Source organism: Foetidibacter luteolus, from assembly GCF_009650435.1.
Lineage (GTDB): Bacteria > Bacteroidota > Bacteroidia > Chitinophagales > Chitinophagaceae > Foetidibacter > Foetidibacter luteolus.
This window is the reverse complement of sequence record NZ_VVIP01000051.1, coordinates 1-14,347: the sequence shown is the minus strand read 5'-3', so window position 1 is coordinate 14,347 and position 14,347 is coordinate 1. Positions and strand designations below refer to the sequence as shown.

At 44.2% G+C, this 14,347-nt stretch carries 8 protein-coding genes; all 8 read left to right on the top strand.

The genetic code is table 11. The features are described from left to right. Window positions 1-563 precede the first annotated feature (563 nt). The 8 genes from F0364_RS16175 (at window position 564) to F0364_RS28980 (ending at window position 14,145) form a co-directional block, all read left to right on the top strand. Window positions 564-6,662, top strand: a complete 6,099-nt coding sequence (locus tag F0364_RS16175; protein WP_153798844.1) for a HAMP domain-containing protein — start codon at window positions 564-566, stop codon at window positions 6,660-6,662. A 941-nt stretch (window positions 6,663-7,603) separates the two neighbouring features. Continuing rightward, the gene (locus F0364_RS16170; protein WP_153798843.1) at window positions 7,604-8,881 is read left to right on the top strand and encodes a response regulator; all 1,278 of its coding nucleotides are present in this window, start codon (window positions 7,604-7,606) and stop codon (window positions 8,879-8,881) included. A 1,629-nt stretch (window positions 8,882-10,510) separates the two neighbouring features. Next, window positions 10,511-11,275: a riboflavin biosynthesis intermediates N-glycosidase gene (ybiA, locus tag F0364_RS16160; protein ID WP_153798841.1), complete on the top strand. Its 765-nt coding sequence runs from the start codon at window positions 10,511-10,513 to the stop codon at window positions 11,273-11,275. After that, a complete protein-coding gene (locus F0364_RS16155; RefSeq protein WP_153798840.1) occupies window positions 11,250-11,915 on the top strand; it encodes a hypothetical protein in 666 nt (221 codons plus the stop codon). Before ybiA ends, F0364_RS16155 begins: the two co-directional genes overlap by 26 nt. 22 nt (window positions 11,916-11,937) lie before the next feature. Beyond that, on the top strand, window positions 11,938-12,150 hold the full coding sequence (locus tag F0364_RS28985) for a hypothetical protein (protein WP_207632719.1): 213 nt from the start codon (window positions 11,938-11,940) through the stop codon (window positions 12,148-12,150). Window positions 12,151-12,162: 12 nt separating this feature from the next. Then, on the top strand, window positions 12,163-12,645 hold the full coding sequence (locus F0364_RS16150; RefSeq protein ID WP_153798839.1) for a hypothetical protein: 483 nt from the start codon (window positions 12,163-12,165) through the stop codon (window positions 12,643-12,645). A 359-nt stretch (window positions 12,646-13,004) separates the two neighbouring features. Beyond that, window positions 13,005-13,361 carry a hypothetical protein gene (locus F0364_RS16145; RefSeq protein WP_153798838.1) on the top strand — a complete coding sequence of 119 codons (357 nt, stop codon included), beginning with the start codon at window positions 13,005-13,007 and terminating at the stop codon, window positions 13,359-13,361. Window positions 13,362-13,575: 214 nt separating this feature from the next. Then, window positions 13,576-14,145: a hypothetical protein gene (locus F0364_RS28980; protein ID WP_207632718.1), complete on the top strand. Its 570-nt coding sequence runs from the start codon at window positions 13,576-13,578 to the stop codon at window positions 14,143-14,145. Window positions 14,146-14,347 lie beyond the last annotated feature (202 nt).

The window sequence follows — 14,347 nt, the reverse complement described above, 5'->3', positions numbered from 1 at the left end:
AAAAGTCATTAAAACAGAAAGTCAAAGGGGGCAAAAGTGAAACAAACGCTTTTGCCTTATCGAAATCCGGTATCCACCATTGCCCATTTCCCATTCACTACTCACTACTTTCACATTCCTCACATAGTATATCCAACATCAAACATTTTACATAAATAAGTACTTCGTGCTTCGTAATTCGTAATTTTTTCCATCGTACATCGCACATCAAACATCTAACATAATTAAGTACTTCGTAAATCGTCCTTGGGGGTGCCCCCAAGCTGCGCAAGGGGTCGGGCTTTCCGCTATTACTCCGGCACAAAAGCCCGGCTGCGATGGCCTCACCGGGGTAACCGCTTCAATCCCTCACCCAAAAGTGCAGCACGCAAATTATTTTCGGGCTGTTTGTTATGCCAACTTAAGTTAATACAACAAACTTTAGCATGGCGGCGTAACGTCAAATTTCAAAAAATACCATCGCAAACATTGAACATTGAACAAATAAACATTGAACAGCAAAGCTGGCTGTAAACGTTATTTTTTACGTAGGTTTGAAAAAGTCTTAAGTAAAACCTATCGTTATGCCAGCTTCAGTGAAAAACACAAATGGCAGCCATGCCATAGACGACCGTGGGGATCAACTAACCGATAGCCTGGTGGCTACCCGCAAAAGGCCATCCAAAGCAAAGAAAAATCAATACAACGAAGATAGTCTGGACGCAGGAGAACTGCTGAGGGTATTGAGCGAAGTAAAAAACGGCAACTTCAGTGTACGGATGCCTATGGACAAAACCGGCATCAATGGCAAAATATGCGACACCATCAACGAGATTGTGCTGCTAAATGAAATACTGATGCAGGAGCTGAGCGTTGCCCGCAACGCTATCGGTAAGCAGGGCAGGCTTAACCACCGTGTGGAGCTGCCGCGGACAGCCAGGGGCTCGTGGAATGCCGGTGTGGAATCCCTGAACAGCCTTATCTCTGACCTTGCACACCCCACCATACAAATTGCCCACGTAATAAGCTCTGTGGCCAAGGGTAACCTTAGCCAGGAAATGCCTTTGCAGATTGGCGATTATGCTTTACAAGGCGAATTTGCCCGTATTGCCGCCGAAGTAAATGACATGGTGAACCAGTTGCGTGACTTTGCATCTGAAGTAACCCGTGTGGCCCGTGAAGTGGGCTCTGAAGGTAAGCTGGGCGGCCAGGCCAGGGTAAAAGGTGTGGCAGGTGTATGGAAAGACCTGACAGACTCCGTTAACCAGATGGCTGGTAACCTTACTGCCCAGGTAAGGAACATAGCGGAAGTAACCACCGCGGTGGCCAAAGGCGACCTTTCCAAAAAAATTACGGTGGATGTGGAAGGGGAAATACTGGAGCTGAAGAACACCATTAACACCATGGTGGACCAGTTGAACTCTTTTTCCTCTGAAGTAACCCGTGTGGCCCGTGAAGTGGGTACCGATGGCAAGCTGGGAGGCCAGGCCGAAGTAAAAGGTGTGGCCGGTACCTGGAAGGATTTGACAGACTCCGTTAACCAAATGGCCAGTAACCTTACCGGCCAGGTACGAAATATAGCGGAAGTTACTACAGCGGTGGCAAGGGGCGATTTGTCAAGAAAGATTACGGTGGACGTAAAAGGAGAGATACTGGAGTTGAAGAACACCATCAATACCATGGTGGACCAGCTCAATTCCTTTTCAGCAGAAGTAACCCGTGTGGCCCGTGAAGTAGGCTCTGAAGGCAAACTGGGCGGGCAGGCTACGGTAAAAGGCGTAGCCGGTGTATGGAAAGACCTGACGGACTCCGTAAACCAAATGGCCGGCAACCTTACCACACAGGTAAGAAGCATAGCGGAAGTAACCACGGCGGTGGCCAAAGGCGATCTTAGCCGAAAGATTTCGGTGGATGTTAAAGGAGAAATACTGGAGTTAAAAAATACCATCAATACCATGGTGGACCAGCTTAACTCCTTTGCTTCTGAAGTAACCCGTGTGGCTCTGGAAGTAGGTACAGAAGGTAAGCTGGGTGGCCAGGCCAAAGTGCAGGGTGTGGGCGGTACCTGGAAAGACTTGACAGACTCCGTAAACCAAATGGCCAGCAACCTTACCGCGCAGGTAAGAAACATTGCGGAGGTAACCACAGCCGTGGCCAACGGAGACCTTTCCAAGAAGATTACAGTAAACGTAGAGGGTGAAATACTGGAGCTGAAAAAGACCATCAATACCATGGTGGACCAGCTAAACTCCTTTGCCTCTGAAGTAACCCGTGTGGCGCTGGAAGTAGGTACGGAAGGTAACCTGGGCGGCCAGGCCAAAGTGCAGGGTGTTGGCGGCACCTGGAAAGATTTAACAGAATCTGTAAACCTGATGGGCTCTAACCTTACCGCGCAGGTAAGGAATATCGCGGAGGTAACCACAGCCGTGGCAAAGGGCGATTTGTCAAGAAAGATTACGGTGGACGTAAAAGGCGAGATACTGGAACTGAAAAATACCATCAACACCATGGTGGACCAGCTTAACTCATTCGGCTCTGAAGTAACCCGTGTGGCCCGTGAACAGGGGTCTGAAGGCATCCTGGGTGGCCAGGCTGATGTGCCAGGCGTGGAAGGTTTATGGAAAGACCTGACGGATTCTGTAAATAAAATGGCCAGCAACCTTACCTCGCAGGTAAGGAACATTGCGGAAGTAACTACGGCGGTAGCCAATGGCGACCTTAGCCGTAAGATTGAGGTGGACGTAAAAGGTGAGATACTGGAGCTGAAAAATACCATCAATACCATGGTGGAGCAGTTACGCTCCTTTGCCTCTGAAGTAACCCGTGTGGCCCGTGAAGTAGGTACGGATGGCAAACTGGGCGGCCAGGCAAATGTACCCGGAGTGGGAGGTACCTGGAAGGACTTGACAGATTCTGTAAACCAGATGGCAGGCAACCTTACTGACCAGGTACGTAACATTGCCGATGTGGCCATCGCGGTGGCCAACGGCGATATGTCAAGAAAGATTACAGTGGACGTACGTGGCGAAATACTGCAACTGAAAGAAACCCTGAATACCATGGTGGACCAGTTGCGTGCCTTTGCCTCAGAAGTAACCCGTGTAGCCCGTGAAGTGGGTACGGATGGCAAATTAGGCGGGCAGGCATTTGTGCCAGGTGTAGCCGGTATATGGAAAGACTTGACAGACTCTGTGAACCAGATGACGGGTAACCTTACCTCCCAGGTGCGCAATATTGCTGAAGTTACCAAAGCGGTGGCATCGGGCGATTTGTCTAAAAAAGTAACGATAGATGTTAAGGGCGAAATTTTTGATCTGAAGAATACCATCAATACTATGGTGGACCAGTTGGTAAGCTTTGCCTATGAAGTAACCCGCGTAGCACGTGAGGTAGGTACCGAAGGAAAACTGGGCGGCCAGGCAGAAGTACAGGGCGTGGGCGGTACATGGAAAGATTTGACGGAATCTGTAAACATGATGGCCAGCAACCTTACCAACCAGGTACGCGGTATAGCCAAAGTAGTTACCGCGGTGGCTACGGGCAACCTGCAGCAAAAACTGTCCATCGTTTCGCAGGGAGAAGTGGCGCAACTGACGGAGACCATTAATGAAATGATTAATACGCTGGCCCTGTTTGCGGACCAGGTTACCACCGTAGCCCGTGAAGTGGGAGTGGAGGGCCGGCTCGGTGGCCAGGCCAGTGTGCCGGGTGCTTCCGGCATTTGGAAAAACCTTACCGAAAACGTAAACCAGTTGGCAGCCAACCTTACTACCCAGGTACGTGCAATTTCTGATGTGGCTTCTGCGGTAACACAGGGCGACCTTACCCAGATGATAAGCGTAGAGGCCAAAGGCGAGGTGGAAGAACTGAAAGACACCATTAACCAGATGATTGCCAACCTGAAGCGCACCACGCTGCTTAACCAGGAGCAGGACTGGCTGAAATCTAACCTGGCGCAGTTTACACAGATGCTGCAGGGCCAGAAAGATCTGAATACGGTAACGAGAAGAATACTCTCCGAGCTGGCACAGGTGGTAAATGCCCAGAAAGGCATGTTTTACATATTGCAGGATGATGACAATATTCAAAATCCCAAATTAAGGTTGTTTGCCACCTACGCCTACGGCGAAGAAGTGGAAACCGCCCGGGAATTTGCTTTGGGCCAGGGTCTGGTGGGGCAATGCGCACTGGAAAAACAACGCATACTTATTACCAATGTGCCACCCGGGTATATGAACATCAATTCCGGGCTGGGGCAGGCCACACCGGTAAACCTTATTGTACTGCCGGTGTTGTTTGAAACAGAAATAAAAGCCGTGATAGAACTTGCCTCTTTCGAGGAGTTCAGCCAAACCCACCTTGATTTCTTTAGCCAGTTAACGGTAAGTATCGGCATTGTATTGAATACCATTAAATCCAGTACAAGAACAGAGTACCTGCTGGAGCAGTCGCAATCGCTGGCGGATGAGCTGAGAAGGATTAATGAGGAACTGCAGGATAAGGCACAGTTGATGATTAAGCAGAAAGAAGAAGTGGAAGACAAGAACAAAGAAGTGGAAGAAGCTAGACGTTCGCTGGAAGAAAAGGCCGAGCAGCTACAGCTTACATCAAAGTACAAATCAGAGTTTTTGGCCAATATGTCGCATGAGCTGCGTACGCCGCTCAACTCGTTGCTGCTGCTGGCCCAGCAGTTGTACGAAAACAGCGAAGGCAACCTTTCTGAAAAACAGGTACGCTATGCCAAAACCATCCACAGTTGCGGGGATGACCTGATACAGTTGATCAATGATATCCTGGACCTGTCAAAAATTGAATCAGGTTATATTTCAACAGATTTTGTTTCGCTCAGGTTCGCGGAAATTGTTGCTTTTGTTGAAACAACCTTCAAGCATATTTCTGAAAGCCGCAACCTGCGCTTCAGCATAGAACTGGATGAAAAACTGCCCGAAACTCTGGAAACGGATGCCCAGCGCCTGAACCAGATATTGAAAAACCTGCTGTCTAACGCCTTTAAGTTTACCGAGAAGGGAGAAGTAAAGCTGCGCATCTACAATGCAGTAAACAACTGGCGGCAGGGCAACAACAACCTGGAAAACGCGTTGCATGTGGTAGCTTTTGAAATTAAAGACACCGGCATAGGCATTTCCAAGGAAAAGCAGAACATTATTTTTGAAGCCTTCCAGCAGGCCGAAGGCTCTACCAGCCGCAAATACGGCGGTACCGGTTTGGGCCTTTCCATTAGCCGTGGCCTGGCAGACCTGTTGGGCGGCACTATTGAGCTGGAAAGTGAGGCAGGCATGGGCAGTACCTTTACCCTCTTCCTGCCGCTGGATACCAACACACGGCTGATCAAAAAAGACAAGCCTGCTGCTTTGGGTATAACAGAAAGAAGCGAACTGCTGCCCATACAGCCAACAGCCCCTAAATTATACGAGCCCATTGAAATGGATGTGCTGAATGAGATTATTAACGAAGTGGGCGATGACCGTAATAACATACTAAGCAGCGATAAGGTAACACTGGTAATTGAAGACGACATACGCTTTGGAAAAATAATGATTGAGAAAGCGCATGAGATGAACCTGAAAGTAGTGGTAGCCAGGAATTTTGGGGAAGTGTTTGACCTTACCAACAAATACAACCCCATTGCGGTAACGCTGGATGTTAAGTTGCCCGATGCCAGCGGCTGGCGCATACTGGATCTTTTCAAGAACGATATCAATTTCAGGCATATACCGGTGCACCTTATCTCCGGTGAGGAAAACCGCCTGCTGGCCATGCAGCGTGGCGCCAGGAGCTTTCACCTGAAGCCGCTTACCACCGATGCGCTGGCCAGCCTCTTCAGCGATATTATTACCTACAATGAGCGTAAACCCAGGCGGCTGCTGATAGTGGAAGACAATGAGCCGGAAGCATCGCAGATAGCAAAGATTATGGAGAATGGAGACTGGATTGATATTACCATAGAAACCAGCGGCAGGCAGGCGCTGGAACTGGTTAAAAGCAACACTTACGATTGCGTAGTGGTAGACTACATGCTGCCGGATATTGGCGGCCTTGAATTAATAACAGAGCTGCATGCGCTTAAAAGCGCTGCTATGTGCCCCATTATAGTGTACTCGGCCAAAGATTTTTCCGCAAGGGAAAAAATACTGCTGCGGCAATATGCCAGCCGCATTATGCTGAAGGATGTTAAAAGCCTTGACCTTTTGCTGGAAGAAGTGGTGATGAGCCTGCACATTGACCAGAAGAACCTGCTACCGGAAAAACGCCGGCTGATAGAAAACCTTCGGTCGAGAAAAGATGTGCTGGCAGGTAAAAATGTGCTGGTGGTGGATGATGATGTGCGTAACCTTTTTGCCCTTACAACCGCTTTTGAAAAGTACCACATTAATACCATCACTGCCGAAAGCGGGCAGGAAGCCATGAATATTTTAAATGAAAACGGTAAGATTGATATTGTGCTGATGGATATTATGATGCCGGAAATGGACGGTTACGAAACCACCCAGAAAATAAGGCGGGAACACAAAAACAATACACTGCCTATTATTGCAGTAACGGCCAAAGCCATGAAGGGCGACAGGGAAAAATGCCTGGAAGCAGGCGCATCGGATTATATTACCAAACCTGTTAAGATAGACCAGTTGTTATCCCTTATGCGGGTTTGGCTGTATAAGTAATTATTATTGGCCGGTTCTACTCCCTCTCCAAATCTGATTCCCTTTCCGCTTCCCTTCTCCATGTTTGGAGAAGGTGCCCGAAGGGCGGATGAGGCGGGTTGGGGTGAGGTCAAACGTTGAAATAAAAAGGTTTAAATTTTTTTTGAGATAACAATGATACAGGATGAAGCAGCATAAGCGCATTACGCAACCTGTGTTCCGGCGGAACACTTTGTAGGTAGAATATCACACGGTGTTACGCCGCGTTCCAGAGGAACGCTTTGTGCTTATGTAGGCGGGAAATGAGCACAAAATGTTCATCCGGAACATAGTAGAACATAAATTGGAATTCTTATGCGGGTTTGGTTGTACAAGTAACCAGTCATGCAGGTTCTGCCCCCTCTCCAAATCTGATTCCCTTTCCGCTTCCCTTCTCCATGTTTGGATAAGGTGCCCGAAGGGCGGATGAGGCGGGTTGGGGTGAGGTCAAACGTTGAAATAAAAAGGTTTAAATTTTTTTTGAGATAACAATGATACAGGATGAAGCAGCATAAGCGCATTACGCCACCTGTGTTCCGGCGGAACACTTTATGGGTAGACTATTGCAAGGAGTTACGCTGCGTTCCAGCGGAACGCTTTGTGCTTGTGTCGAAGGGAATGAGCACAAAATGTTCCTCCGGAACATAGTAGAACATGAATCACTATTCTACCCACAACATGCCCCTCTGGGACATAATAAGACCTTGTGCTTATGCAACCTGATCCTATAATGATAAGTAATAATAATTATCCCTCACCAGGAACAAAGCCTGCGGGCAAGGATAATGTTGCGGCACAATGGTGAACAGAAATACCGGACGTACAAGAGTGCGACGCAACGGAAGCATCATAGCAGCACCTCCTGCCGGGCCCATAAAATTCCTGTACCGGTTAATGGATAATTGTTTAAATGAATGACGTACATGGAGGTAGAAAAGCAAAGACGGGCTTATATACAGCAGGCGCCTAAAATACTGGTGGTAGATGACAGGGAAGACAATCTTTTTTCTGTGGAAACTATTTTGCAGAAAGATGGCTACGATATTATTAAAGCACCCTCTGGCCGCGCCGCATTACGCATACTGCTGCAGCAGCAGGATTTTTCGCTTATACTGATGGATGTGTACATGCCGGATATGAACGGCTTTGAAACAGCTTCGCTTATTTATAAAAGGGATAGCCTTAAAGAAATACCCATCATTTTTATTACGGCGCACAACAGCGATGAAAAATATATTTTCGAAGGTTACAGGATGGGTGCCGTGGATTATATTTTCAAGCCCATTAACCCTGATTTGCTGCGCAGCAAGGTTAGCGTATTCGTGCAGTTGCACCGGCAAAAACAGGTATTGTTGCTGCAGGAAAAAGTGCTGCGGCAAATGAACGAATCACTGAAGCGGGAAGTGGAGGAAAGAAAGATATCTGAACAAAAGGTAAGGTACCTTAACGATCAGTTACTGCAGAATAACCAGGAGCTTGTAGAAGCCAACAAAGAGCTTGACCGCTTTGCTTACCTGGCATCTCACGACCTGCAGGAGCCCCTGCGAAAAATACGGTTGCTTAGCGACAATATACTCACCAAGCAAGAGGTGAGGGGAGGGTCTGAAAATACGCTGAAGAAAATTATCGGCTCGGCAGAGCGCATGCAGCAGTTGATTGACGACCTGCTGAAATTTTCCCGCTACTCTGCCGGCGCCAGCGATTTTGTGCTTACCGATTTAAACCTGCTGGTGCAGGAAGCATTGCAGGAGCTGGAGCAATCCATACAGTTCAGCGATATACACATAAACGTAGGCCGCCTGCCCGTGCTGTACGTAATACCAACGCTTATGCGGCAATTGTTTTACAACCTGCTCAGCAACGCCATTAAGTTCAGGAAAAAGGAAGGCCCGCTGCACATTAATATTACCAGCCGCCAGTTAACTACCCCGCCAGGGGGGCAGCTTAACGGTAATGCCCACGAACGTTTTTACAGCATCACCGTGTCAGACAATGGCATCGGCTTCCATCCCTCTTATGCCGATGATATTTTTGTGCTCTTCAAACGGCTGCACAGTTACCACGAATACAATGGCTCCGGCGTAGGCCTTGCCATCTGCAAAAAAATAAGCGAGCAGCACCACGGCAGCCTAAAAGCCTATGGCCACCCCGATGAGGGCGCCGAGTTTACGCTAACCCTGCCCGGCGAACAGGTTGTGTAAAGCAGCAATAAAACAGCTTCGCTGTTTAAGTACAATAATGGGCCCGGCAGACGGAACTGCCATGAGGCATCGTTGCGTCGCACTCTTGTACGTTCTTTCCGCTATGCAGCTTTTACCACCATATAGCTTTTGTTTCTGCCGCCTTTGGCGCCAGAAACTTTACTGGGAACGCCACAGAAACACAGAATTGCAAGGGCTGAAAATTAAGGTAGCTGCTCAAACCCGTAGGCTTAAAGAAAATCCAAGGGCGCTGCTGAGGAATGTTTTACGGTAAACCGCAGCAATTATTGGCGCATTTATTTTTTTTTCGCATTTTTAGCGTGTTTTTATGCAACCCTTCAGCCCGCTGTAGTTGAGGTGGCAGCGCTTTAAAAAAAATAAAATGGAATCCGTAGTACTACAACCCTTAATACGCCATAACCAGGAATGCATTGGTATATTTTATGCAAACCGGACATTCATCAATAACATTTTAAAGAAAGAATGCGGGGCTAAATGGAGCCAGTCAACTAAATGTTGGTACCTGCCATGCACCGGCGAGGCCTACCGGATGAGCAATATAAAAACAAAAACTGGCAATGTTGAATTTCATTGACGCAACCCTGCTATACAAAAAACGCAATAGAATAGTGCTGAGTATGAAGGGAGGGGTTGCATATTTTTGTTTGTGCAGCAAATACGTAAATACAAACGTTGTGTGCTATACTGACAGACCACCAAAATGACCATTAGTGTTACTAACACTTTCTTTACTGTTAGACAAAGTAAAATGACGACGCTCAAAAAGATAATTTTTGTTTCAGTGATGCTTATTTTAACATCATCTTGTGGTGACACAACTCGTATTCTATCGTCAGGACAGTTTACAAAAAATGAAAATTATTACATAAGTAGTGTTTTTAGTTGTTGCGGGTGTTCCGCAAAATACTTCACAGTTAATTCAGGGAAGAGAAAAATTGAGCAAGTAATTTACTCGTACAATTGTTATAATATCGGGAAGCCAACAAAATTCATTTTCAATTATAACATCAAAGGAAAATTAATAAGCTGCGACAAATATGTTGCCACTGATTCTACTGACTACACACAACCAATTAACGAACAAGAGAAGCAATTATTTATAGCATTGGACACTACAAGTATATTGAAAGCAAAATATCCAACTATTCGACTCTCTGAAGTTAAAGGATTTAGAAAACCCGTTGACAAAGAAGTGACCCATTCGTTCCCATTCATTAAAAATGGATATAAGCTTCCAGTAAATTGACAGGAGAAGTACAGCACAAAACATTGGTATTGCCAATAGCAGGGCTGGGCATTGGAACAATCAACCAATCAACAGCAGTAATTCTTCTGTGCTGTGGTTCGGGGCTCGACGAATAAAGCCCAGCTTTAGTTCTTAATATTTAACTTTATCAAAAAGCCAGGCAGCAGTTCCGGCGGACGAATATAAAATTCCCCACCATCGGCAATACCTGCCCGTCAGACTGTGAAAAAACTAAAACGAAGACGCTTAGAATCGTTTATATGAAATGTACTTCCATCAGGTACCCTAATATTTCAGCTTCAAAAGATAGTTTTTTCACAAACTGTCATTACCTGCTATTGTAAAAAACACCACCGTAGAAAATGACGACACATTATGACATAAATTGGTTGATAGAAAAATTTGAAAGTGGCGACATTTTAAAGTACATTTTCTTTTGGGGACACACGAATAAATACAATGAAGAAGTCGGAAAATTTTGTTTCAGCCAATGGTTTGAATGCCCATTTACTGTTGACAGTAAAACTTATAAGACAGCAGAACATTGGATGATGGCTCAAAAAGCAATGTTGTTTGGCGACAAAAACAATTTTGACAAAATAATTAACTGCGAAAAACCAGGAGAAGCTAAAGAACTTGGACGACAAGTTTTAGGTTATGACGAACAAACCTGGAATGGGAAAAAATTTGATCTTGTAAAAATTGGCAATATTCACAAGTTTAATCAACACCCAAAATTTGCAGAGTATTTATTAAAAACTGACACCAGAATATTAGTTGAAGCAAGTCCAGTAGATACAATTTGGGGAATTGGTCTATCGCAAGAAAGCAATGACATAGAAAATATTTATGCTTGGCGTGGACAAAATTTGCTTGGTTTTGCGTTAATGGCGACAAGAGACTTTTTAAAAGAGTTTGGACATTTTAAACCATTTGAAAATTCATTACAACCACCTTGGAATAAATTTCAAAATATTGACAGTAGTGATATGTTTTGGCGAATGGGAAAAGGAGAAGAATATATATTAGAATTTAGCAAGTATTATCATAAGTTGACAGACAGAGAAAAAATTATTTACAAACTGACAAATCCTGAACCTTATGAATGGACCGATTATTATGACTGACCGAAGAATAACAACAGCAGGTAACATCGGTTTGGCAGTATGGCGGCTGAAGTGCTTCCTTGAAACATTTGTGAAAAATTCAACAACAGTAATTCTATTGAACTTTTGTGCTAGAAATCCGCCACATCGCCAAGCCCCAAACCGTTACATGCCATTTAAAATGATACTTCGGAAAATTTCAAGGTTGACATTTTTATCTTTCATTTTGTTTGGTTGCAATCAGACTTCCAAACAATCAGACAATTTAAAAGAGATTGACACAGCAAAGGTAGACATGACTAAGACAGTTGTTGTAAATTCAAATGTCCCGACAAAATCAGCAGACAGTTCAATCAACACTCAGAGCATTGAGGACAAAATAATTGACGCTATTTTTAAGCTGCCGGAAATAAAAGAACGAGCAAAATATATTGAGGAACAAACAAAAGGTAAAAGACGTTTGAAGATTTGGGTTGCAGACACGCCCAATTTGCCTGACCAAAAATATTATTGGATTAAAGCAGGTGAAGACAATGGGACAAACTTAGTGACACATTTTAATTTCTATGTTTACCCTGACTCAATGCGAATTATGTATTTCGACACCCAAAGCGACAGTGAATTGACGCTTAAGAAATGGAGAGACATAAACGGCATGTAACATTGGGTTGTACAAGTTGGGCATGACCAGCAAACATCAGCTAATTGCAAATCCAGGCTGTGGTTCGGGCTGGACAAACAACTTTCAACATTATTTCTTAAATTCAACTTTATATTTTCAATCAGCAGCAGTTGTGGGCGGACGAATAACAATTCCCAACCTGCATAAAGGCCTGCCCGTTGTGCTTCACTTTTTTGCGAACATAACGAAAATGGCAAATTTTGTTGACAATTAAAATTGACAACTTGTGACAATTATAAAAACATTATTACTGTTTAGTTGTTTTTGCGGATTAACATCTTTTCAGAAAGATAAGTTTGACTACAAGTTTATTATTTCAGCAAATCAAGTAAGCGACAGGATACCAAAAAGTATTACTATTCAAATTTTAAATCATGAATATTCCAAAATTAAATTAAACAACCTGGTGCTCAACTTTTATATTGACGAAGAAGGCTTTTGGGGCTTGGCAGACGGCATAAGATTTATAGACAAAGAATTAGTATTGAATCCAAATCAAAAATTCAGCAAGACCATAAATTTTGCCTCATTAACTTTTACCGGCTTTAACAAAGGCAAAGGAATTTCTGTTAACGACCTTAAGAATAAAATAAAAAACAGCAAGAAAATAAGTATAAGAGCTTCTATGAGTGACATGAGAAAGTTAGAGAATCCATTAGAATCAAGTTCACTGACTTGGTCTAATCTACTTGAGATATCAGGAAAATAAAGCGAACGCACAACAGGCGGTTTGGCAATATGGCGGGGACGGGGCAACGAATATATTCTCAGCTTTTTGTTCGCTAATCAGCTTCAGTTTCAGCCGACGAATAAAGCCAAGCAATAGAATAAACAATGAGCTTTTAGTTATAAATTTTGCAGCGATTACGGGCAGACGATTTTCAAATACCGCCACATCGCCAAGCCGTTTCCGTTAGCCGCAATTATGCCGACAACTTTATAACCTGACAAGCTATGAATGTTTTGTACGCATTCTTAATAACATTAGTCGTATATCCGACAATTGGGACACTTCTATTTGCTTTAGTTGAGAATTTGAAGACTTCAACGAAAATGAAAATCTCAATTATGACTTTTGGACACCCACTATTGACGGCAATTATCATATGGTTTGTCTGCTCGACTTTTAATAAAGAAATTGCGGAAACAGGAGTTTTGTTTGTTGCTGGCTCTTTGTTACGCATACCATTCTCAGACAGAAAATATCTTTCGGCTGTTGTAAAAGAATCAGGCGCTGTGACAATCGAGTACTTTTCCGAATTACTAAAACGCAAGACAATTAGTTTGACAACTTCAGATATTACTGGCTTTACTCAATCTTCAAGTCGAAAACTTATTGACAAACCATCTGAATTAACGGTAATTGTATCAAACGAAACGTTGAAGTTTAAAATCTTAGATAAGACTACAAAAGTTAGTTTATAATAAACTGCGGCTTACATTGCATTGGCAATATGGCGGGGCGACGAATATATTCCCAGCTTTTTGTTCTCTATTCAGCTGCAGTTCCAGCCGACGAATATCGCCCAGCGGCAGAATAAACAATGAACTTTTGTATCTTTAATCAGCATCGGCACCGGGCAGTCGGAACACAGAATGCCGCCACATCGCCAATGCTTTAACGTTGTGTGCAACCTTTATGACACTACCTACTGACATAAAAAATCGTTTGGACAAATTATTTCCTTTTGCTACTGACAGACAGGAGGTGCCGCGACTTTTAATTTCACTTTGGACAAAATCTTTAAATGTTGGTGAAGAGGAATTGGCAAGGAGCATCTTGGTTTTGTCAGACGGGAAAGTTTCAGAAGTTAAAAATATTTTCAGCTCAAACTTTATGGGTGACCCAAGGGATGTGATAATGAGTGCTGAAGCAAAAGCCGGCAATCCAGGACATTACTTTGTTGACCCATTTTTTGATACAGACATTATCGCTCCACCACAAGAACTTGACGGTGCAAAAGTTATCAAGTGGGCATGGTCTGGAAACAAACCTTTTGGTTATGTTGGCAATGAAGACGACACAGAAAGGGAAAGTATTTATGGACTTGCAATTTGTGCTTATGGCGACTATGCAGGCTTTTATCGCTTTAGTTGTGACAAAAATTGGGAGGTTATTCAGTACAGCTTCTATGAAACAATTGAACAAGCAATTAAACAGTTACCTGACCAATATAAAAATGTAGAAGCTAATTGGCAGACACAATAAGGTATGCACACAACAGGCGGTTTGGCAATATGGCGGGGCGACGAATATGTGCTCAACTTTTTGCTCGCTATTCGGCTTCAGCTCCAGCCGACGAATAACCCCGAGCAACAGAATAAGCAATGAACTTTTATTAATAAATTTAGCAGCAGTTACGGGCTGACTATTTTCAAATACCGCCACATCGTCAAGCCGGGACCGTTGT

Excerpts from the sequence above, each read along its gene's own strand:
- F0364_RS16175 (WP_153798844.1), top strand. The coding sequence starts at position 564 with ATGCCAGCTTCAGTGAAAAACACAAATGGCAGCCATGCCATAGACGAC.
- F0364_RS16170 (WP_153798843.1), top strand. The coding sequence starts at position 7,604 with ATGGAGGTAGAAAAGCAAAGACGGGCTTATATACAGCAGGCGCCTAAA.
- ybiA (WP_153798841.1), top strand. The coding sequence starts at position 10,511 with ATGACGACACATTATGACATAAATTGGTTGATAGAAAAATTTGAAAGT.
- F0364_RS16155 (WP_153798840.1), top strand. The coding sequence starts at position 11,250 with ATGAATGGACCGATTATTATGACTGACCGAAGAATAACAACAGCAGGT.
- F0364_RS28985 (WP_207632719.1), top strand. The coding sequence starts at position 11,938 with ATGACCAGCAAACATCAGCTAATTGCAAATCCAGGCTGTGGTTCGGGC.
- F0364_RS16145 (WP_153798838.1), top strand. The coding sequence starts at position 13,005 with ATGACTTTTGGACACCCACTATTGACGGCAATTATCATATGGTTTGTC.
- F0364_RS28980 (WP_207632718.1), top strand. The coding sequence starts at position 13,576 with ATGACACTACCTACTGACATAAAAAATCGTTTGGACAAATTATTTCCT.